General features: G+C 74.1%; 19 protein-coding genes and 1 tRNA gene. 14 read left to right on the top strand and 6 right to left on the bottom strand.

Going from position 1 to position 20,321, the window contains the following annotated elements:
• The 7 genes from CNO22_RS17175 to CNO22_RS17145 all read left to right on the top strand — a co-directional run.
• On the top strand, positions 1–466 hold a 466-nt coding region (locus CNO22_RS17175; RefSeq protein WP_232807116.1), incomplete at its 5' end, for a hypothetical protein.
• A 32-nt stretch (positions 467–498) separates the two neighbouring features.
• Positions 499–2,292, top strand: a complete 1,794-nt coding sequence (gene metG / locus CNO22_RS17170; protein WP_100500519.1) for a methionine--tRNA ligase — start codon at positions 499–501, stop codon at positions 2,290–2,292.
• 103 nt (positions 2,293–2,395) lie between these two features.
• Positions 2,396–3,217 (top strand): TatD family hydrolase, encoded by an 822-nt coding sequence (locus CNO22_RS17165; RefSeq protein WP_232807115.1) that lies wholly within the window; start codon positions 2,396–2,398, stop codon positions 3,215–3,217.
• Between the two features lie 72 nt (positions 3,218–3,289).
• Positions 3,290–4,129 (top strand): hypothetical protein, encoded by an 840-nt coding sequence (locus CNO22_RS17160; protein WP_100500517.1) that lies wholly within the window; start codon positions 3,290–3,292, stop codon positions 4,127–4,129.
• A gap of 839 nt (positions 4,130–4,968) precedes the next feature.
• On the top strand, positions 4,969–6,069 hold the full coding sequence (locus CNO22_RS17155; RefSeq protein ID WP_100500516.1) for a resuscitation-promoting factor: 1,101 nt from the start codon (positions 4,969–4,971) through the stop codon (positions 6,067–6,069).
• A 153-nt stretch (positions 6,070–6,222) separates the two neighbouring features.
• Positions 6,223–6,948: a 16S rRNA (adenine(1518)-N(6)/adenine(1519)-N(6))-dimethyltransferase RsmA gene (gene rsmA, locus CNO22_RS17150; RefSeq protein ID WP_232807114.1), complete on the top strand. Its 726-nt coding sequence runs from the start codon at positions 6,223–6,225 to the stop codon at positions 6,946–6,948.
• Positions 6,945–7,910, top strand: coding sequence for a 4-(cytidine 5'-diphospho)-2-C-methyl-D-erythritol kinase (locus CNO22_RS17145; RefSeq protein ID WP_100500514.1), 966 nt, complete (start codon positions 6,945–6,947; stop codon positions 7,908–7,910). Before rsmA ends, CNO22_RS17145 begins: the two co-directional genes overlap by 4 nt.
• Positions 7,911–7,913: 3 nt before the next feature.
• Here the strand turns inward: CNO22_RS17145 and CNO22_RS17140 are convergent, their stop codons facing one another.
• Positions 7,914–8,549, bottom strand: a complete 636-nt coding sequence (locus tag CNO22_RS17140) for a TetR/AcrR family transcriptional regulator (protein ID WP_100500523.1) — start codon at positions 8,547–8,549, stop codon at positions 7,914–7,916.
• A 74-nt stretch (positions 8,550–8,623) separates the two neighbouring features.
• Positions 8,624–9,613, bottom strand: coding sequence for an acyl-CoA desaturase (locus tag CNO22_RS17135; protein ID WP_100500513.1), 990 nt, complete (start codon positions 9,611–9,613; stop codon positions 8,624–8,626).
• 176 nt (positions 9,614–9,789) lie between these two features.
• Between CNO22_RS17135 and CNO22_RS17130 the strand changes: the two genes are divergently transcribed.
• The 3 genes from CNO22_RS17130 (at position 9,790) to CNO22_RS17120 (ending at position 12,418) form a co-directional block, all read left to right on the top strand.
• Positions 9,790–9,862 (top strand) — tRNA-Gln (locus CNO22_RS17130).
• A gap of 30 nt (positions 9,863–9,892) precedes the next feature.
• Complete coding sequence (gene glmU, locus CNO22_RS17125) at positions 9,893–11,389, top strand: bifunctional UDP-N-acetylglucosamine diphosphorylase/glucosamine-1-phosphate N-acetyltransferase GlmU (protein WP_100500512.1); 1,497 nt, start codon at positions 9,893–9,895, stop codon at positions 11,387–11,389.
• 48 nt (positions 11,390–11,437) lie between these two features.
• Positions 11,438–12,418 (top strand): ribose-phosphate diphosphokinase, encoded by a 981-nt coding sequence (locus tag CNO22_RS17120; protein WP_100500511.1) that lies wholly within the window; start codon positions 11,438–11,440, stop codon positions 12,416–12,418.
• A gap of 33 nt (positions 12,419–12,451) precedes the next feature.
• On the opposite strand, the gene CNO22_RS17115 is transcribed toward CNO22_RS17120, so the two are convergent.
• Positions 12,452–12,829, bottom strand: coding sequence for a hypothetical protein (locus tag CNO22_RS17115; RefSeq protein ID WP_100500510.1), 378 nt, complete (start codon positions 12,827–12,829; stop codon positions 12,452–12,454).
• Between the two features lie 176 nt (positions 12,830–13,005).
• Between CNO22_RS17115 and cysC the strand changes: the two genes are divergently transcribed.
• A complete protein-coding gene (cysC, locus tag CNO22_RS17110) occupies positions 13,006–14,031 on the top strand; it encodes an adenylyl-sulfate kinase (protein WP_232807113.1) in 1,026 nt (341 codons plus the stop codon).
• Here the strand turns inward: cysC and CNO22_RS17105 are convergent.
• From CNO22_RS17105 to CNO22_RS17095, 3 genes are read right to left on the bottom strand one after another with little or no spacing between them, the layout of a single operon-like run.
• A complete protein-coding gene (locus tag CNO22_RS17105; protein ID WP_100500509.1) occupies positions 14,028–15,269 on the bottom strand; it encodes a sulfate adenylyltransferase subunit 1 in 1,242 nt (413 codons plus the stop codon). The genes cysC and CNO22_RS17105 overlap by 4 nt on opposite strands.
• Complete coding sequence (cysD, locus tag CNO22_RS17100) at positions 15,269–16,183, bottom strand: sulfate adenylyltransferase subunit CysD (RefSeq protein ID WP_100500508.1); 915 nt, start codon at positions 16,181–16,183, stop codon at positions 15,269–15,271. Before cysD ends, CNO22_RS17105 begins: the two co-directional genes overlap by 1 nt.
• A complete protein-coding gene (locus tag CNO22_RS17095) occupies positions 16,180–16,956 on the bottom strand; it encodes a 3'(2'),5'-bisphosphate nucleotidase CysQ (RefSeq protein ID WP_100500507.1) in 777 nt (258 codons plus the stop codon). Before CNO22_RS17095 ends, cysD begins: the two co-directional genes overlap by 4 nt.
• 231 nt (positions 16,957–17,187) lie before the next feature.
• Between CNO22_RS17095 and CNO22_RS17090 the strand changes: the two genes are divergently transcribed.
• From CNO22_RS17090 to CNO22_RS17080, 3 genes are all read left to right on the top strand, one after another.
• On the top strand, positions 17,188–17,892 hold the full coding sequence (locus CNO22_RS17090) for a 50S ribosomal protein L25/general stress protein Ctc (RefSeq protein WP_100500506.1): 705 nt from the start codon (positions 17,188–17,190) through the stop codon (positions 17,890–17,892).
• Positions 17,893–17,951: 59 nt separating this feature from the next.
• A complete protein-coding gene (pth, locus tag CNO22_RS17085) occupies positions 17,952–18,539 on the top strand; it encodes an aminoacyl-tRNA hydrolase (RefSeq protein WP_100500505.1) in 588 nt (195 codons plus the stop codon).
• Between the two features lie 178 nt (positions 18,540–18,717).
• The gene (locus CNO22_RS17080; protein ID WP_232807112.1) at positions 18,718–20,223 is read left to right on the top strand and encodes a sugar transferase; all 1,506 of its coding nucleotides are present in this window, start codon (positions 18,718–18,720) and stop codon (positions 20,221–20,223) included.
• The last annotated feature ends 98 nt before the right edge of the window (positions 20,224–20,321 follow it).

Below are 20,321 nucleotides of genomic sequence, written 5' to 3'. Positions count from 1 at the left end.
GCGGCCGGCGGGTCCGGTGGTGGCGGCCGTGCTCCTGCTCCTCGCCGGCTGGGTCGTGCTGTGCGCCGGCGGCGGGATGCTGCTGCTCGACCGGGCGGGACGGCGGGTGTACACCGGCGTCGCCACGGCCGAGGTCGCGCTCGTCGGGGCGCTCATGGCGCTCGCGCTGATCACCCCGCTGTTCGACGCGCTGCCGGTGGGCCTGCCGCTGCCGGCGCTGGCGCTGCTGGTCCTCGGCCTGCCGGTCGGCAAGCTGCTGCTCGCCGGCGCCCCCTCGGTCGTGGCGTGGGTCGCGGAGGGCCCGCGCACGCCGGCCCGCCGTCCCGAGCCGGCCGCCGCCGGCCCGCGGACCCGGGTGGCCACCCTCGCCGTCATCGGCCTGACGCTGGTCGCCGTCGCGCTCACCACGCCGGCGCCCGCCGCGGCTCCCGACGCCCCGACGACCGCCGGTACCAGCCAGCACTGAACCGGGTGGACGCCGCCGCCTAGGCTCGTGCCGTGAGTGATCGGCACATCCTGACCGCCGTGGCCTGGCCCTACGCCAACGGCCCGCGGCACATCGGCCACGTCTCCGGCTTCGGCGTCCCCTCGGACGTCTTCAGCCGCTACCACCGCATGGTGGGCGACCGGGTGCTGATGGTCAGCGGCACCGACGAGCACGGGACGCCGATCACCGTCGCCGCCGACGCCGAGGGCGTGACCCCGCGGGAGATCGCCGACCGCAACAACCGGATCATCGTCGGCGACCTGCAGTCGCTCGGGCTGTCCTACGACCTGTTCACCCGGACGACGACGGGCAACCACGCGGCGATCAGCCAGGAGATCTTCCTCGGCCTGCTGAAGAACGGGTACGTCTTCCCGAAGACGACGCTCGGCGCGATCAGCCCGTCGACCGGCCGCACCCTGCCCGACCGCTACATCGAGGGCACCTGCCCGATCTGCGGCTACGACGGCGCCCGCGGCGACCAGTGCGACAACTGCGGCAACCAGCTCGACCCGGTCGACCTGATCAACCCGAAGAGCCGGATCAACGGCGAGACGCCGAAGTTCGTCGAGGAGGAGCACTACTTCCTCGATCTGCCGGCCTTCACCCGCTCCCTGGGCGACTGGCTGGACAGCCGCAGGGGGTGGCGGCCCAACGTCCTCAACTTCGCCAAGAACCTGCTCACCGACCTCAAGCCGCGCAGCTACACCCGCGACATCGACTGGGGCGTGCCGGTGCCGCTCGACGGCTGGCGCGACCGCCCCGACAAGCGCATCTACGTGTGGTTCGACGCCGTCGTCGGCTACCTGTCGGCCTCGATCGAGTGGGCCCGCCGGTCCGGGGACGGCGACGCGTGGCGTCAGTGGTGGCAGACGCCGGACGCGTCCGCCTACTACTTCATGGGCAAGGACAACATCGTCTTCCACGCCGAGATCTGGCCCGCCCAGCTGCTCGGCTACGACGGCGAGGGCGACAAGGGCGGGACGCCGGGCTCGCTGGGCCGGCTCAACCTGCCGATCGAGGTGGTCTCCAGCGAGTTCCTGACGATGGAGGGGCGCAAGTTCTCCTCCTCCCGCCAGGTGGTCATCTACGTGCGCGACTTCCTGGCCCGCTACGACGCCGACGCGCTGCGCTACTTCATCGCCGCGGCCGGGCCGGAGAGCCAGGACACCGACTTCACCTGGGCGGAGTTCCTGCGCCGCAACAACGACGAGCTGGTCGCCGGCTGGGGCAACCTGGTCAACCGCACGGTCTCGATGGCGGCGAAGAACGTCGGCGCCGTCCCGACGCCGAGCGAGCTCACCGACGCTGACCGGGCGCTGCTGTCGGCCACGTCCGACGCGTTCGGGCCGGTCGGGGAGCTGCTGTCGCGCAACCGGCAGAAGGCCGCGGCCGCCGAGGCGATGCGCGTGGTGGGCGAGGCGAACAAGTACCTGTCCGACCAGGCGCCGTGGAAGCTCAAGGAGGACCCGGTCCGCCGCGACACCGTGCTGCACACCGCGCTGCAGGCGGTCAGCGACTGCAACGCGCTGCTCACCCCGTTCCTCCCGCACTCGGCGCAGAAGGTGCACGAGCTGCTCGGCGGCACCGGCGTGTGGTCGCCGGCGCCGCGCATCGAGGAGGTCACCGACCTCGACGACGGCTCGCCGTACCCGATCATCACCGGCGACTACGACGACGGGCAGGCGGTGTGGGCCTCCCGGCCGCTGCCGCCGGGGACGCCGCTGTCGCCGCCCACTCCGGTGTTCAAGAAGCTCGACGAGTCGATCGTCGCCGACGAGCTGGCCCGGCTCGAGGGCGGGGAGTGAGGGCGATTTCCGCGGAAATCGCCGTCGCAGGGAGCGGGGAGTGAGTCGGTCGGCCGCGTCACGCGCCAACCGAAGAGGGGAGAAGCCGCCGTCCCCCGAGCCGTTGCCGGCACCGGCGGTCGACAGCCACACCCACCTCGACATCGTGCTGAACGGCTTCCGCCCCGAGGGAGGCGAGCCGCCGGCACCGGAGGACGTCGACACCGAGATCGCGGAGGCCGCTGCCGTCGGCGTCCCGCGCCTGGTCCAGGTGGGTGTCGACGTGCCGTCGTCGCAGTGGTCGGCCGAGCTCGCCGCGCGGCACCCGAACGTGCTGGCCGCCGTCGCCCTGCACCCCAACGAGGCGGGCGCGGGAGTGGCGAGCGACGACGCGCTGGCCGAGATCGACCGGCTCGCAGCGCTGCCCCGGGTGCGGGCGGTGGGGGAGACCGGCCTCGACCGGTACCGCACCGGCCCCGACGGGTGGGCGGCGCAGGAGGCGTCGTTCCGGGCGCACATCCGGATCGCCAAGGAGCGCGGGGTCGCGCTGGTCATCCACGACCGCGACGCGCACGAGGAGATCCTGCGGGTGCTCGATGACGAGGGCGCTCCCGAGCACACCGTCTTCCACTGCTTCTCCGGCGACGCGTCCTTCGCCCGCGCCTGCGTCGAGCGGGGCCACGTGCTGTCGTTCGCCGGCACGCTGACCTTCGGCAACGCCGGCTACCTGCGGGAGGCCGCCGCGCTCACGCCGGTCGAGCAACTGTTGGTCGAGACGGACTCGCCGTTCCTCACCCCGGTGCCGTTCCGCGGCCGGCCCAACGCCTCCCGGCTCGTGCCGCACACGGTGCGCGCGCTGGCCGAGGTCACCGGCGTCGAGCTCGAGGAGCTGTGCGCCCACCTCACCGCCACCGCCGAGCGCGTCTTCGGCAGCTGGGAGGAGTAGCGGCGGCAGCCGGGATCGCAGTGTCATGACAGCGACACGTCACGTGGCGCCGTTCGGGGGGACACTGGCCCCGTGGGCCGCCTCATCGCCGTCGTGCTCTTCATCGCCGTGCTGGTGCCCGGTGTCCTGCTGGCCCGTGCGTGGGCCCTGGCCGCCGGCCGCCGGGCCGTCGCCGCCGCGGCGGTCGGGTTCACCACACCCACGCCCGAGGGTCTCGCCACCCTGGCCCGTCAGGCCCAGCACGGACGCCGCGTGCGCCGGCTGGGCTTCCTGCTCGGACTGCTCGGCATCGGCGCCAGCATCGCGCTGTTCGCCGAGGCGTCGGTGTTCCTCTGGCTGCCGGCGCTCGTCCTCGGTCTGCTGCTGGGCGTCGTCCTCGCCGAGGCGACCCGCCCGCGACCGCGCTGGCGGGCCAGCTCCCCGCCCCGGCGGCCGCGCCAGTCCGAGCTGATCTCGATGGTGCTGCTCTGGTCGATGCGCGCCGTCGTCGTCGCCGAGCTGGCCGCCGCCGTCCTCATGTGGCGGGGCGGCGCGCTGCCCGACAGCGTCGGCTGGGTCGCCGTCGCCGTCCCGCTGGTGGCCTGGGTGCTCGCCGAGGCGGCGCTGCTGCGGGCGCAGCTCCGCCCGCTACCCGCCGAGGGCGCCGACGTGCCGGTCGACGAGGCGCTGCGCACCTGGACGGCGCACCTGGTCACCGCGGCGGTCAGCGTGCTGGCGCTGCTGCCGCTCGGGGCGCTGCTGCTGGCGGCGGGCATCGACCTCGGCGACCGCGTGACCCAGGGCTTCGACCTGCTGCCCGTGGCACTGGTCGCGGGGGGCTTCGCCGGGCTGGCCGCGGGCGTCGCGCTCGCCGTCTTCCTGGTCACCTGGCTCAAGCCCGTCCGGGTCAACGACCGCGCGCTGACTGCATGATCGATGACATCGCGGTCCTCCGGACCGCACCGCGGCCAGGTGCCGTCCCCCTGCTGCGCTGAGCCCTGCCCGCCACTCGTCGGGAAGCCTCCGGCCCCCACTCCTCGCACCGCCTCGCAGGGCGGTGACACTGTCGGCCTCCGGCCGACACCGCGGCCAACGGCCGTCCCCGACCTGCGCTGAGCCGCGCCCGGCGCTCGATCGCGGGAGCCTTCGGCCCCCACTCCTCGCACCGCCTCGCGGAGCGGCTCCTGGTGACACCGGGGCCAGGTGCCGTCCCCTGATGCGCTGAGCTCTGCTCGGCCACTCGTCGGGGAGCCTCCGGCCCCCGCTCCTCGCACCGCCTCGCAGGGCGGTGACACCGTCGGCCTACCGGCCGACACCGCGGCCACGTGCCGTCCCCTGATGCGCTGAGCTCTGCCCGGCCACTCGTCGGGGAGCCTCCGACCCCCGCTCCTCGCACCGCCTCGCAGGGCGGCCCCCGGTGGCATCGCGGCCGGGTGCCCGCCCTCTACACCGTGGCCTTGATCACCTCGCCGACCTCACGCTGCGCATCCGTCACACGCGTCCCACGCGGCGCGGCCGTCACGGACCGTGTCGGCGCGTCCCCGAGTCGACTCGTCGCCCCGCTGGTTCACTCGTCGCGCACCGTTGTCAGACGCATCGTGTCCGTTACCGTGTCGTGACCAGCCGGGGTGGGGACCGTCCCGGAGGGCACCACGACCGGGAGCAACGCCTCCCGGTCGTCTGCCGTCCGAGCCGGGTCGCGCTCGGTACCCGCCAGCCGGCGTGGTGCCCGCGCGCGCCTCTACCCGGGTCTCCTGAGCCCTGGAAGAGTCGTGCCCCGATCGCTGAAGTCCGTCCTCTTCGCCCTCGTCCTGCTGGGACTCGTGGGCGGCTCCGCGGCCTATTTCGTCGCGCAGAAGTCCGTGACGCTGACCGTCGACGGGCAGGCGCACGAGGTCCGCACCTACGCCGGCACCGTCGGTGAGGTCCTCGAGGAGGAGGGGCTGCAGACGCAGTCGCACGACGTCGTCCTGCCGGACGCCGCCTCGCCCGTCGCCGACGGTGACACCGTGGTGCTCAACCGCGCCCGCCCGCTCACCCTCACCGTCGACGGCGTCCAGAGCGAGGTCTACGTGACCGCGCTGTCGGTCGACGAGGCGCTGGCCCAGCTCGGCTACCGCGCCGAGGACCTGGTCGTCTCCGCCAGCCGCAGCGAGCGCCTCCCGCTCGACGGCATGGAGCTGTCGATCACCACGCCCAAGTCCGTCACCCTCGTCGTCGACGGCCAGGAGCGCGCCGTCACCACCACCGCGACGACCGCCGGTGACCTGCTCGCCGAGCAGGGCGTCGTGCTGGGCGCGACCGACCGCACCAGCATGTACCCGGACCAGGCGCTGCTGGCGCAGATGCGGCTGCAGGTCTTCCGCGTGCAGGTCAGCGAGGTCGCCGTCCCCACGCCCATCGACTACCGGACCGTCCAGACCGAGGACCCCAACGTCTTCGAGGGCGACGAGAAGGTCACGCAGGAGGGCGTCGAGGGCGAGCAGGTGACCACCTACCGGGTCACCGTCACCGACGGCGTCGAGACCGGCCGCGAGCAGCTGGCCACCACGGTGACCCGCGAGCCGGTCGACGAGCTGGTCACCGTCGGTACCAAGGAGCGCCCCGTCTCGGCCGGCAACAAGCCCAGCGCCGACGGCCTGAACTGGGCCGCCCTGGCGGCTTGCGAGTCCGGCGGTCGCCCGAACGCGGTGAGTGGGAGCGGCAAGTACCGGGGCATGTACCAGTTCTCGCAGTCGACGTGGAACGCTGTCGGCGGCAGCGGCGACCCGGCCGCCGCCTCGGCCGACGAGCAGACCTACCGTGCGCAGCTGCTCTACCAGCGCTCCGGCGCCGGCCAGTGGCCGCACTGCGGCCCGCGCCTCTTCACCTGATCGGACCCCGCTGAGCTGAGCACCCCACCCGAGCAGACCCACGGGCTGCTGGGCCCGGCCGCCATCCGCGACCTGGCCCAGCAGCTCGAGCTGCGTCCGACGAAGACCCTCGGGCAGAACTTCCTGCACGACGCCAACACCATCCGGCGGATCGTGCGCACCGCCGAGCTCACCCCGGAGGACGTCGTCCTCGAGGTCGGCCCGGGGCTCGGCTCGCTGACCCTCGGGCTGCTGCCCGTCGCCGCGCACGTCACCGCCGTCGAGATCGACCCCCGGCTGGCCGCGCTGCTGCCGCGCACCGTCGCCGAGCGCGCCCCGGAGCCGGCCGACCGGCTCACCGTCGTCGAGGCCGACGCGCTGCGCATCCGCGAGGTCCCCGGGCCCGCTCCGACGGCGCTGGTCGCCAACCTGCCGTACAACGTGGCGGTGCCCGTCCTGCTGCACCTGCTCGAACTGCTGCCGACGTTGCGGCGCGCGCTCGTCCTCGTCCAGGCCGAGGTCGCCGAGCGGCTCGCCGCGGCCCCCGGCTCGGCGGCCTACGGCGTGCCGTCGGTGAAGGCCGCCTGGTACGGCGAGGTGCGGCGCGCCGGCAACGTCGGACGGCGGGTCTTCTGGCCCGAGCCCAACGTCGACTCCGGCCTGGTCGCCCTGGACCGCCGTCCGCCGCCACCCGGGGACCGCGTGGCCACCTTCGCCGTCGTCGACGCCGCCTTCGCCACCCGGCGCAAGGGGCTGCGCGCGGCGCTGGCCCGCTGGGCGGGCAGCCCGGCGGCCGCCGAGGCCCGGCTGCGCGCCGCCGGCATCGACCCGACCACCCGAGGCGAGCAGCTGTCGGTCGAGGACTTCGCCCGGCTGGCCGCCACGGAGGCCCCGGCATGAGCTGGTCCGCACCCGGCGGGCCGGGCCGGCTGGCGGGGGACGGCGCCGTCGTCGCCCGTGCCCCGGCCAAGGTCAACGTGCACCTCGCGGTCGGGCCGCTGCGCTCCGACGGCTTCCACGAGCTGCGCACCGTCTACCTGGCCGTCTCGCTGTTCGACACGGTGACCGTGCGGCCCGCTGACGGGCTCTCCCTCGCCGTCACCGGCGAGGGGACGACGGGCACCGGGGCCGACGCCGTCCCGACCGACCGCCGCAACCTGGTCTGGCGGGCCGCCGAGCTGCTGGCCGAGCGCGCCGGGGTGCCCGCCGGCGCCGCCATCACCATCGACAAGTCGATCCCGGCCGCGGCGGGGCTGGCCGGGGGCAGCGCGGACGCTGCCGCGGCGCTCGTCGCCCTCGACGCGCTGTGGGGCACCCACGCCACCCGCGGCGAGCTGGCCGCGCTCGCCGCGCGCCTGGGCAGCGACGTCCCGTTCAGCCTGCTCGGCGGGGTGGCCCTCGGATCCGGCCGCGGGGAGCAGCTGTCGCCGGTGCTGGCCCGCCGCCGCTGGGACTGGGTGCTCGGCATCGCCGGCGAGGGGCTGCCCACGCCGGCGGTCTACGCCGAGCTGGACCGGCTGCGAGCGGTCGGTCGGCTGCCCGACGGCGAGGAGCTCGCCTCGCCGGACCCGGTGATCGCGGCGCTGCGCAGCGGACCGGTCCCGGCGCTGGCCGCCGCGCTCGGCAACGACCTGCAGCCGCCCGCGCTCTCGCTGCGGCCGGACCTGCGGCGGGCGCTGCGCGCGGCGACCTCGGCCGGGGCCGCGGCGGCGCTGGTCAGCGGCTCGGGTCCGACGGTGGCCGCGCTCGCCGAGGACGAGGACTCGGCCGTGCGGCTGACCGCGGCGCTGGCCGGGGAGGGCGTCTACCGCACCGTGCGGGCGGTGCACGGACCGGTGCCGGGCGCGCGGCTGGTCGGCTGAGCCTCAGCCTCGCGGCGTGGGCAGCCCGGCCGAGTGCTGCAGGTGGGCCAGGCCGTTGTAGGCGAGGTCGACCAGGTGCGCGGCGACCTGCTCCTTGCTCGGCGAGCGGCGCTCCAGCCACCACTGGCCGACCAGGGCGACCATCCCGACCAGCGCCTGGCTGTAGAGCTCGGCCAGCGCCGGGTCCTGGCCGCGGGCGCCGAACTGCGCGCCGAGGATGTGCTCGACCTCGCGGGCCACCTCGCCGATCAGCGACGCGTAGCCGTCGGCCGGGCCGGCGACGGGGGAGTCGCGCGAGAGCACCCGGAAGCCGTCGGTGTCCTCCTCGATGTAGTCGAGCAGCACGAGCGCCGCGCGCTCCAGCAGCCGGCGCGGCGAGCCGCCGGCAGCCAGCGCGGAGGTGAAGCGGTCCAGCAGCCGCTGCATCTCCCGGTCGACGACGACGGTGTAGAACCCCTCCTTGCCGCCGAAGTGCTCGTACACCACCGGCTTGCTGACGTCGGCGCGTGCGGCCAGCTCCTCGATGGAGGTGCCGTCGTAGCCGCGCTGGGCGAAGACCTCCCGGCCGACGTCGAGCAGCTGCTGGCGCCGCTGGGCGCCGGTCATCCGCACCCGGGGCCGAGCCGCACTGCTGGTCATGGCGCCCATCGTGCTCTGCGCGGGCGACCGGTCGGCCGCCGATCGCGCGCGCGGGGGAGGGCCGGCGGAGTCGCTCAGGACGCGGCCGCGGCCGGCGTGCGGCGCTTGGCCGCCAGCCGGACCGGGTCGGGCCACTTGACCCCGTGCGCCCAGCCGAGTTTCTCGAAGACCCAGATGACCCGGGCGCTGATGTCGATCTGCCCGCGCAGCACGCCGTGCCGGGCGCAGGTCGGGTCGGCGTGGTGCAGGTTGTGCCAGGACTCCCCGGCGCTGAGGATCGCCAGCGGCCAGAAGTTGGTGGCGCGGTCCCGCGAGACGAACGGCCGGTCACCGACGACGTGGCAGACCGAGTTGATCGACCAGGTCACGTGGTGCAGCAGCGCCACCCGCACCAGCCCGGCCCAGAAGAACGCCGTCCAGGCGCCGGTCCAGCTCGCCGTCACCAGGCCGCCGATGACGGCCGGCAGCGCCAGGCTGAGGAACGCCCACACGACGAACAGCCGGCTCGTGCAGCGCAGGCCGGCGTCCTTGAGCAGGTCGGGGGCGTAGCGCTCGGCGCTGGTCTGCCGGCGGTCGAACAGCCAGCCCAGGTGCGCGTGCCACATGCCCTTGAGGAGTGCGCGGGCGTCGGTGCCGTAGCGCCACGGCGAGTGCGGGTCGCCCTCGCGGTCGGAGAAGGCGTGGTGACGGCGGTGGTCGGCCACCCACTGCACGACCGGGCCCTGGATCGCCATGCAGCCCACGACGGCCAGTGCGATGCGCAGCGGCCGCGCGGCCTTGAACGAGCCGTGGGTGAAGTACCGGTGGTAGCCGACGGTGATGCCCAGCAGCGTGAGGAAGTAGAAGCCGACGGCCAGGCCGACGTCGAGCCAGGACAGACCCCACCCCCACACGGCCGGGACGACGGCGGCGAGGGCGAGGAACGGCACGACCACGAACACGTAGAGGATGACCTGCTCGAGCACCCCCTTCTCCTTGCCGAAGGCGTTCGCCGGGAGCCCGGCATCGGGGGCGGCCGGCCGGAGGACCGGGGCCGTGGGCCGGGTGCTGGCAGGAGCGGACAAGCGGCCTCCAGGTCGCGTCGTGCGGTCCGGCGAGGCCGCCGTACCGGTACGGGACCGTAAGCTACGTCACCGTAGGGAGCCCCGCCCGGCGGGCCCGGGCGCGGGAGCCCGGTGCCCGGAGGGGCGGACGCCTAGGCTCTCGTCGGACGCCGGTCCGGCGTCCGCGCCACCCGCGATGGGGGATGGGGTAATCGGCAGCCCGCCGGCCTTTGGAGCCGGGAAGTCTCGGTTCGAGTCCGAGTCCCCCAGCAGACGTCGACGTCGAGGCCGAGGAGATCCGTGTCCGTTCCGCAGCCGTCCGGTGCCGCTCACGAGGGCGGGATCGCCGCCGTCGTCGTCCTCGCCGCCGGGCAGGGCACCCGGATGAGGTCGTCGACGCCCAAGGTGCTGCACGCCCTCGGCGGGCGCAGCATGCTCGGCCACGTGCTGGCCGCGACCGCGCCGCTGGCCGCCCGGCACACCCTCGTGGTGGTCGGCGCCGGCCGGGAGGCCGTCGAGGAGCACCTGGCGCAGGTCGCCCCCGACGCCCGGCCGGTGCTGCAGGAGGAGCAGCGCGGGTCCGGGCACGCCGCGGCGGTGGCGCTGGCCGCCGTCCCCGACATCGAGGGCCCGGTGCTGCTGGTCAACGGCGACGCCCCGCTGCTGCGGCCCGAGACGGTGACGACGCTGATCGACGCACACCGCTCGCAGGGCAACGTGCTGACCGTGCTCACCGCCGAGGTCGACGACCCGACCGGCCTGGGCCGGATCGTGCGGGACGCCGACGGCGCGGTGCGGGCCATCGTCGAGCAGCGCGACGCCACCCCCGAGCAGCGGGAGATCCGCGAGGTCAACGCCGGCGTCTACGTCGGCGAGGTCAGCGCGCTGCGCCGGGCACTGGGCTCGCTCGGCGAGGACAACGACCAGGGCGAGCAGTACCTCACCGACGTCCTCGGCCTGCTGGTCGCCGAGGGCGCCCCGGTCGGCGGCGCCCCCGCCGAGGACCCGGTCGACGTGCTGGGCTGCAACGACCGCCGCGAGCTCGCCGCCCGCCGCCGCACCCTCAACGACCGCGTGCTCGACGACCTGATGCGCGCCGGCGTCACCGTCGTCGACCCGGCCACCACCTGGGTCGACGTCACCGTCACCGTCGCGGCGGACGCGCTGCTCGAGCCCGGCGTCCACCTCCGGGGGACGACGTCGGTCGCGACCGGCGCCGTCGTCGGGCCGGACACCACCCTCGTCGACACCGCCGTCGAGGAGGGCGCGAGCGTGGTCCGCTCGCACGTCCTCGGCGCGGTCGTCGGCCCCCGCGCCACCGTCGGCCCGTTCAGCTACCTGCGGCCGGGCACCCGGCTGGCCGCCGGGTCGAAGGTCGGCGCCTTCGTCGAGACCAAGAACGTGCAGGTCGGCGAGGACTCCAAGGTGCCGCACCTGTCCTACGTCGGCGACGCCACGATCGGGCGCGGCTCGAACGTGGGGGCGGCGACGGTGTTCGTCAACTACGACGGCGTGGAGAAGCACCACACCCGGGTCGGCGACCACGTGCGCATCGGCTCGGACACGATGCTCGTGGCGCCGGTCACCGTGGGGGACGGCGCCTACACCGCGGCCGGCTCGGTGATCACCACCGACGTCCCCCCGGGGGCGATGGGCGTCGCTCGGGCGCGCCAGCGCAATGTGGCAGGCTGGGTGCGGCGCCGCCGTCCCGGGACGGCCGCCGCGAAGGCCGCCGAGGCGGCCGGGCATGCAGGGGCCGAGGCGGCGGCCGACACTCGCGCGGAGGCGTCCGAGTAGGGCCCGCCGGTCGCCCGACCGACGCGACGAGCAGGGGTAGACGAGCCGATGAGCGCGATGCGGCAGACCACCAGCAAGAGCCTGATGCTCTTCTCCGGCCGGGCCTTCCCCGAGCTGACCGAGGAGATCGCCGGGCACCTCGGCGTCACGCCGACCCCGACCGCGGCCTACGAGTTCGCCAACGGTGAGCTCTTCGTCCGCTTCGAGGAGTCGGTGCGCGGCTCGGACGCCTTCATCGTCCAGAGCCACGCCGCACCGATCAACACCTGGCTCATGGAGCAGCTGCTCATGGTCGACGCCGCCAAGCGCGCGTCGGCCAAGCGGATCACCGTCGTCGTCCCGTTCTTCCCCTACGCCCGGCAGGACAAGAAGCACCGCGGCCGCGAGCCCATCTCCGCCCGCCTCGTCGCCGACATGTTCAAGACCGCCGGCGCCGACCGGCTGATGACCGTCGACCTGCACACCGCGCAGATCCAGGGCTTCTTCGACGGCCCGGTCGACCACCTCTTCGCCCTCGACCTGCTGGTCGACCACGTCAAGGAGCGCTGGGGCGACCGCGACATCACCGTCGTGTCCCCGGACTCCGGGCGGGTGCGGGTCTCCGAGCGCTGGAGCGACAAGCTCGGCGGCGTCCCGCTGGCCTTCATCCACAAGACCCGCGACCCCCTGCGGCCCAACGAGGTCGTCGCCAACCGCGTCGTCGGTGAGGTGGAGGGCCGGGCCTGCGTCCTGGTCGACGACATGATCGACACGGGCGGCACGATCGTGAAGGCCGCCGAGACGCTGTTCGACGCCGGCGCCGCCGACGTCATCGTCGCCGCCACCCACGGCGTCCTGTCCGGCCCGGCGGTCGACCGGCTGAAGAACAGCCGGGTCAGCGAGGTCATCGTGACCAACACGCTGCCCATCGACCCGGCCCGCCAGTTCGACAAGCTCACCGTCCTCTCCATCGCCCCGCTGCTGGCCCGGGCGATCAAGGAGGTCTTCGAGGACGGCTCGGTGACGAGCCTCTTCGACGGGGCGAGTTGATCTGTCGGCCCACCGGGCCACGTTCGCGGGAGGTCAGCCGCCGAAGGGCAGGAGGACCGGCTCGGCGAGCCGAGAGCGCAGGCGCAGAGCCAGTGTCTGTGGGCCCGCGACCGCGCTGGTGTCGAAGAAGGTGACCTCGTTCATGCGGCCGGCCAGCGGTTGCACCGTCGAGGCGACCACGGGGCACGTCCTCCCGCTGGCGTCGGCGAGCTGGTGGGCCTCGCGGAGATCTCGGTGGGCGTCGGCGGCACACTCCGGCCACGACAGGTGGACGCTGAGCTCGTCGAGCCACTCGGTGACGAGCAGCAGGGTGACCGCCGTGCGGCCGGGCGCGGCGACGACGATCCCCGGCGCCGACGTCCGCCGGACGTAGGCCGTGGCCGCGTGCCCGGCTCGCGACCCCACCACCATGGGACGTGCCTCCCTGCTCGGTGTCGCCGTGGACGCTGGGCGACGACGGAAGCCTGCGCGCCGCCCCCGGGACGGGTCAACGCGCCCTCACCCCGGGGGGTGAGCGGCCCACCGGAGGTCCCCGGTTCCGCGTGATCGGCGCCGTCCCGGGCCGGCGCCCTGTCAGGATGGCGGTCGTGTCCGCTCGGTCCAGACTCACCGACGCCCAGGTCGCCGCGCTCGCCCGCTACCACTTCGCCCTGAGCCCGACGGTGCCCGACCTCCCGCAGTCCGAGGAGTGGGAGGACGCGCAGGGCGTGCTCGTGGCCAGACGGGCCGAGAGCGGCCCCGCGGTGGTGGAGGTCCCCCGCTGGCAGTCACCGACCGCTGTGGCACAGCGGCTCGCCGAGTGCCGGTGGGCCGACCCCGCCGCCTGGGTCGGGCAGCCTCCGGCCGACGTCGCGGGGCTGCCTGCGCAGGTCCTCGCCCTGCTGCCCGTGGCCGGAGCGCCCGCGGACGCGGCGACCATCTCCACCGCCGCCGCCGCGTGGGCCGGCGTCCGCGCCACCGGCCGCGAGGTCGAGATCGTGCCCGTGCCGGTGACGGCGGCGCGGCCGGAGGTGAGCTGGTCGACGCTGGCCGCGGCCTACGGCGCGACGCTGCTCGGCAGCCGCGTCGATGCCGAACCCGCCCGCACCGGTGGCGCGGTCCTGTTCTTCACCGGGCTCTCGGGCGCGGGCAAGTCGACGATCGCCGCCCGGGTCGTGGAGCTGCTCCTGGAGGCCGGCCGCAGCGTCACCCTCCTCGACGGCGACGAGGTCCGGCACCACCTGTCGGCTGGACTGGGCTTCTCCCAGGCCGACCGTGACACCAACGTGCGGCGGATCGGCTGGGTCGCCGCGCAGATCGCCAAGCACGGCGGGATCGCCGTGTGCGCGCCGATCGCGCCGTACGCCGGCGTCCGCGCCGACGTGCGCCACGAGGTGGAGACGCAGGCCGGGCGGGGCAGCTTCGTGCTGGTGCACGTGGCCACCCCGCTGGCCGAGTGCGAGGCACGCGACCGCAAGGGCCTCTACGCCAAGGCGCGCGCCGGCGAGATCCCGGCGTTCACCGGGATCAGCGACCCGTACGAGCTGCCCACGGACGCCGAGCTCACCATCGACACCAGCGGCAAGGACGTCGACGCCTGCGCCCGCCTGGTGCTCGACGCGGTGCTGTCCTAGAGGATCATCCCGGCGCCGACGGTCGCGTTCGTGGATTCGTCGACGAGGATGAAGCTGCCGGTGGTGCGGTTGACCCGGTAGGGGTCGGTGAACAGCGGGGCGGTGACCCGCAGCCGGAGCCGGCCGATCTCGTTGAGCTCCAGCGTCGGAGCGTCTTCGTCCCGGTGCAGGGTGTTCACGTCCAGCCGGTAGCGCAGGTCCTTCACCATGGCCCGCGCCGTGCGGGTGGTGTGCTTGATGGCGTACTTGCCGCCCGGGCGCATGGGTTCCTCGTGCAGCCAGGCCACCATCGCCTCGACGTCCTGGGAGACGGCGGGCTGGTTGTGGGGTCGGCAGATCATGTCGCCGCGGGAGATGTCGATGTCGTCCTCGAGCCGGACGGTGACCGACATGGGCGGGAACGCCTCGGCGACCGGGCCGTCCTTGGTCTCGATGGCGGCGATCCGTGACGGCAGGCCCGACGGCAGGACGACGACGTCGTCCCCGGGCTTCAGCACGCCGCCGGCGACCTGCCCGGCGTAGCCGCGGTAGTCGTGGTGGGTCGAGGTCTTCGGGCGGATGACGTACTGCACCGGGAACCGCGCGTCGATGAGGTTGCGGTCGGAGGCGATGTGCAGCGCCTCCAGGTGGTGCAGCAGCGAGCTGCCCTCGTACCAGGGCGTGTTCGCCGAGCGGGTGACGACGTTGTCGCCGGTCAGCGCGGACACCGGGATGACGGTGAGGTCGCCGACGTCGAGCTTGGCGGCGAAGTGCCGGAACTCGGTGGCGATCGCGTCGAACACCCCCTCGTCGTAGTCGACGAGGTCCATCTTGTTGACGCACAGCACCAGGTGCGGGACCCGCAGCAGCGACGCGAGGAAGGCGTGCCGGCGGCTCTGCTCGACCAGGCCCTTGCGCGCGTCGACGAGGATCAGCGCGACGTCGGCGGTCGAGGCGCCGGTGACCATGTTCCGGGTGTACTGGATGTGCCCGGGGGTGTCGGCGACGATGAACTTCCGCTTGGGGGTCGCGAAGTAGCGGTAGGCGACGTCGATGGTGATGCCCTGCTCCCGCTCGGCGCGCAGGCCGTCGGTGAGCAGCGCCAGGTCGACGTACTCGCTGCCGCGCTGAGCGCTGGTGCGCTCCACGGCCTCCAGCTGGTCGCTGAAGATGGACTTGGTGTCGTGGAGCAGCCGGCCGATCAGCGTGCTCTTGCCGTCGTCCACCGAACCGGCGGTGGCGAACCGCAGCATCTCCATCAGAAGTACCCCTCGCGCTTCCGGTCCTCCATCGCGGCCTCACTGGCCCGGTCGTCGGCGCGGGTGGCGCCGCGCTCGGTGATCCGGGTGGCGGCGACCTCCTCGACGATGTCGTCGACCGTGCGGGCGGGGGACTCCACCGCACCGGTGCAGGTGACGTCGCCGACGGTGCGGTAGCGCACCGTGGCCTCGAACGTCTCCTCGCCCTCGAGCAGCGGCACGTGCTCGTTGGGCCACAGCAGCATGCCGTCGCGCAGCACGAGCCGTCGGAGGTGGGCGAAGTAGATCGACGGCAGCTCGATGCCCTCGCGGCCGATGTACTGCCAGATGTCGAGCTCGGTCCAGTTCGACAGCGGGAAGACCCGGATGTGCTCGCCGCGGTGGCGCCGGCCGTTGTACAGCGCCCAGAGCTCGGGGCGCTGGTTCTTCGGGTCCCACTGGCCGAACTCGTCGCGGAAGGAGAACACCCGCTCCTTGGCGCGGGCCTTCTCCTCGTCGCGGCGCGCGCCGCCGAAGGCGGCGTCGAAGCCGTGCTCCTCGATGGCGTCGAGCAGGGTCACCGTCTGCAGCGGGTTGCGACTGGCCCGCGGGCCCGTCTGCTCGCGCACCCGTCCCTGGTCGATCGACTCCTGCACCGAGGCGACGATCAGCTGCACACCGGTCTCAGCGACCCGGCGGTCGCGGTACCCGATCACCTCGGGGAAGTTGTGCCCGGTGTCGACGTGCATGACCGGGAACGGGATGCGCCCCGGCCAGAACGCCTTCTCGGCGAGGTGCAGCATCACGATCGAGTCCTTGCCGCCGGAGAAGAGCAGCACCGGGCGCTCGAACTCCGCGGCGACCTCCCGGAAGACGTGCACGGCCTCGGCCTCCAGGGCGTCGAGGTGACCCAGCTCGTAGAGCGACGTCGTCATGCCTGCATCCCCCCGTCGGTCCGCGCCGGCACCAGCCGCGCCAGTGCGTCGAGCAGCCGCTCGGCCAGCTCGGGCCGGCAGATCAGCAGGTCCGGCAGGTAGGGGTCGGCCTGGTTGTAGGTCAGGGGCGAGCCGTCCAACCGGCTGGTGTGCACCCCGGCGGCACGGGCGACGGCGACCGGCGCCGCGGAGTCCCACTCGTACTGGCCGCCGCCGTGCACGTAGGCGTCCGCCAGGCCGCGGACCACGGCCATCGCCTTGACCCCCGCCGACCCCATGGGCAGCAACTCGGCCCCGAACGTGGCGGCGAGGTCCTGGACCAGCGCGGGCGGGCGGCTGCGGCTGACCGCCAGCCGCAGGGGACCCTCGGCACGGCCGGGTACCGCCGGTGGCGCGACGGTGCTCAGCGTGAGCCCCTCGGCGGGCAGCGCGACGGCCCCGGCGGTCAGCCCACCGCGCTCCCACAGTGCCACGTGCACGGCCCAGTCGACGCGGCCGGGCTCGGAGAACTCCCGGGTCCCGTCCAGCGGGTCGACGATCCAGACCCGGTCCGCGGACAGCCGCCGCGTGTCATCGGTGCCCTCCTCGGACAGGACCGCGTCGCCCGGTCGCAGCTCGGCGAGCCGGTCGAGCAGGAACCGGTGTGACTCGGCGTCCCCCGCGTCCTTCAGCGCGGACGTGTCGGGGAAGGAGCCGGCTCGGACGCCGAGCAGGACGTCGCCGGCCGAGGTGGCCACGGCGTGAGCGGTGTCGTGGTCGGTGGCTGGGTTCATGTGTCTTCCATTCGGGAGCGGTGTCCCGATCCTGCGGGACCGGCGGCTGGTGCATCACCCGTCCTCATCCCTTGGGGGCAGCCGTCAGCGCTGCGGTACCCTGGACTGGTTGCCCGGCGAGGGAGACGGCCCGTCCGTACTCCGTGATCGACGTGCGTGTGCCCTCCAGGGGCGTGCCGCGCCGTGTGCCGGCCACCCGATCCGGATCCACCTCCTGAGGAGCACACCACCGTGGCTGACTTCCGCCTCGCCGCCGAGGCCCGCACCGAGTTCGGCAAGGGCAACGCCCGCCGCACCCGCCAGGCCGGCCGCGTTCCCGCCGTCCTCTACGGGCACGGCCAGGACGTCGTGCACCTGTCGCTGCCGGCCCGCGAGTTCGCCGCGGCCCTGCGCAACGGCGGCAGCAACGCCCTGCTCACCATCGTCCTCGACGGCCGGGAGCAGCTGGCGCTCACCAAGGCCGTGCAGCGCGACCCGCTGACCCGCCGGCACGAGCACGTCGACCTGCTCCTCGTGCGCCGCGGGGAGAAGACCGTCGTGGACGTCCCGATCGTCGTGGTGGGCGAGCCCGGTGTGGACGCGATCCCGAACCACCAGCTCAACACCATCTCGATCGAGGCCGAGGCGACCCACCTCCCCGAGGCCATCGAGGTCGACATCACGGGCCGGACCGCCGGCCAGGGCATCAACGCAGGTGACATCGTGCTGCCCGCCGGCGCCACGCTGGTCACCGACGCCGAGGCGCTCGTCATCGGCTTCCTGGGTGCGCCCACCGCCGAGGCCCTCGAGGCCGAGCTCGCCACCGCCGAGGCCGAGGCCGGCATCGAGCGCGAGGAGTCCGCGCCCGCCGAGGAGGGTGTCGGCGAGGGCGACGTCGTCTCCGAGCCGCAGGACCAGGGCAGTGGCGAGTCCATGGAGTCCGCCGAGAAGGGCTGAGCGTCCTGACCGAGAGCTCGACCCGCAGGGGCGCCGGCGATGCCGGCGCCCCTGCGGCCGTGTCCGAGGGCCCGTTCCTCGTCGTCGGGCTGGGCAACCCCGGCCCCTCCTACGCCGGCAACCGGCACAACGTGGGCGCGATGGTGCTCGACGAGCTCGCCGCCCGCGCCGGGGTGAAGCTGTCCCCGGGCAAGGGCAAGCGGGCGCGGACCCTGATCGGCGAGGGCCGGCTGGCCGGCCGTCGCGTCGTGCTGGCCCGGCCCACCTCGTACATGAACGAGTCCGGCAGCCCGGTCCGTGGCCTGCTGGACTACCACTCCATCCCGCCCACCGACCTCGTGGTGCTGCACGACGAGCTCGACATCCCCTTCGCCAGCGTGCGGCTCAAGCGCGGCGGCGGCGAGGGCGGGCACAACGGACTGCGGTCCATCTCCCGCTCCACCGGCACCAGGGACTACCTACGGGTGCGCGTCGGCATCGGCCGCCCGCCCGGCCGCCAGGACCCGGCCGACTTCGTGCTCAAGGACTTCTCCGCCGCCGAGCGCAAGGAGCTCGACCTCCTGGTCGCCGAGGCCGCCGACGCGACCGAGGACCTCCTCGCGCGGGGCCTCGACGCCGCGCAGAACGTCGTCCACCCCCGCACCTGACCGCCGCCCCGGGTGGGTGAGTGACCGTCCCCAACGGGTGAAGACGTCCCCCGCGCATTGACCCATCGGTGACTGCCTGTGATGGTCGTTCCGATGTCGGGTGCCGTGCCCAGGTGGACTCCCTGGTGACAGACGAGTTCTAGCCCTCGCACGGGTGACACCGACTACACGTTGTCACGTGTGTCCGGGGGGAACCGTGCTGCTCGACCACTCCACCGTCCGACTCGGGACGGCGTCCCGTGCGCTCGCGGAACCGCCGACCACCCTGCGCCGTCCGCGGCTGCGGCGCGGCGGGGCCGCCTGGGCCGGCCGGTACTCGCGCGCCCTCACCGCCTTCGAGGTCGTGGCCGCTGCGGTGGCCGCCGGCACGGTCCTCGGCGCCCACCCGGATGCCTCGCCGACGACCTCGCTGTTCTGGGCGAGCCTCGGTCTCGTCGCCGTCTGGCCGGCGCTGCTGCACGCCACCGGCGCCCACGCCGAGCGGGTCTTCGGTACCGGCAGCGACGAGTACCGCGCCGTCGGCCGGGCCGGCTTCGTGCTGCTGGCCGTCGCCGGGTTCGCCTCCTACGCCGCCGACCTCGACCTGAGCCGGGCCCTGGTCGTCGGCGCCGTCCCCGCGCTGACCCTGGGCACCCTGCTCGGCCGCTTCGCCGCCCGCTGCACGCTGCGCGGCCTGCGCGCGCAGGGCCGCTGCACCAAGCGGGTCGTCGTCGTGGGACGCGGCACCGCCGCCCTCGAGCTGGTCGACCGGCTGCGCCGTGAGCAGTTCGCCGGGTTGGAGGTCGTCGCCGCCTGCGTCACCCCTGACGACCGCGAGCGGGTGGCCCGCACCGCCGGCGTCCCCGTCGCCGGGCTGGACGACGTCCTGACGCTGGCCGGCCACCTCGGCGCGGACACCATCGCCGTCACCTCCGCCAGCGAGACCGCCTCGCAGTACCTGCGCTCGCTGTCCTGGCAGCTGGAGGGCACCGGCATCGAGCTGCTCGTCGCGCCCGGCCTCGTCGAGGTCGCCGGCCCGCGGCTGCACATCCGCCCGTTCGAGGGCCTGCCCCTGCTGTCGGTGGAGCAACCGCGCTTCGAGGGCTGGCAGCGGGTGGTCAAGGGTGGACTGGACCGCGCCGTCGCCGCCCTGGCACTGGTGCTGCTCGCTCCTGCCCTGCTCGCGATCGCCGTCGCCGTCAAGGTGACCAGCCCCGGGCCGGTGCTCTACCGCCAGGAGCGGGTGGGCGTGAACGGGCAGGCCTTCACGATGCTGAAGTTCCGCAGCATGGTCGTCGACGCCGACCGGCAGGTCGAGGCCCTCCAGGCGGAGAACATCTCCGACGGGCTGCTGTTCAAGATGCGGGTCGACCCGCGGGTCACCCCGGTGGGCCGCTGGCTGCGCCGGTTCTCGCTGGACGAGCTGCCGCAGCTGTTCAACGTCCTCGGCGGCTCGATGTCGCTGGTGGGGCCGCGCCCGCCGCTGCCGGGCGAGGTCGCCCGGTACGACACCTCGGTCAGCCGCCGGCTGCTGGTCAAGCCCGGACTCACCGGCCTGTGGCAGATCTCCGGCCGGTCGGACCTGTCGTGGCAGGAGTCGGTCCGCCTGGACCTGCGCTACGTCGAGAACTGGTCGCTGGCGATGGACGCCCTGATCATGGTCAAGACCGTGCGCGCCGTGGTCAGCAGGTCCGGCGCCTACTGACAACGTGTTGAGAAAGGGCTCAGGAAGCTCGTGCTGGCTGCCAGGGACGGCGGCCGGGAGCCGGTGCGAGTCGGCGGGCCATCAGCCCGATCATGGCC

Origin of the sequence: Geodermatophilus chilensis (assembly GCF_002802985.1) — a bacterium.
Classification (GTDB): Bacteria; Actinomycetota; Actinomycetes; order Mycobacteriales; family Geodermatophilaceae; genus Geodermatophilus; species Geodermatophilus chilensis.
This window is presented reverse-complemented; position numbering and strand designations above follow the sequence as displayed.

Bases quoted from the DNA above. Each gene is read 5' to 3' on its own strand.
- CNO22_RS17120 (WP_100500511.1), top strand. From the start codon at position 11,438: ATGAGCGCGATGCGGCAGACCACCAGCAAGAGCCTGATGCTCTTCTCC.
- CNO22_RS17095 (WP_100500507.1), bottom strand. From the start codon at position 16,956: ATGAACCCAGCCACCGACCACGACACCGCTCACGCCGTGGCCACCTCG.
- CNO22_RS17115 (WP_100500510.1), bottom strand. From the start codon at position 12,829: ATGGTGGTGGGGTCGCGAGCCGGGCACGCGGCCACGGCCTACGTCCGG.
- CNO22_RS17105 (WP_100500509.1), bottom strand. From the start codon at position 15,269: ATGGAGATGCTGCGGTTCGCCACCGCCGGTTCGGTGGACGACGGCAAG.
- CNO22_RS17145 (WP_100500514.1), top strand. From the start codon at position 6,945: ATGAGCTGGTCCGCACCCGGCGGGCCGGGCCGGCTGGCGGGGGACGGC.
- cysD (WP_100500508.1), bottom strand. From the start codon at position 16,183: ATGACGACGTCGCTCTACGAGCTGGGTCACCTCGACGCCCTGGAGGCC.
- CNO22_RS17140 (WP_100500523.1), bottom strand. From the start codon at position 8,549: ATGACCAGCAGTGCGGCTCGGCCCCGGGTGCGGATGACCGGCGCCCAG.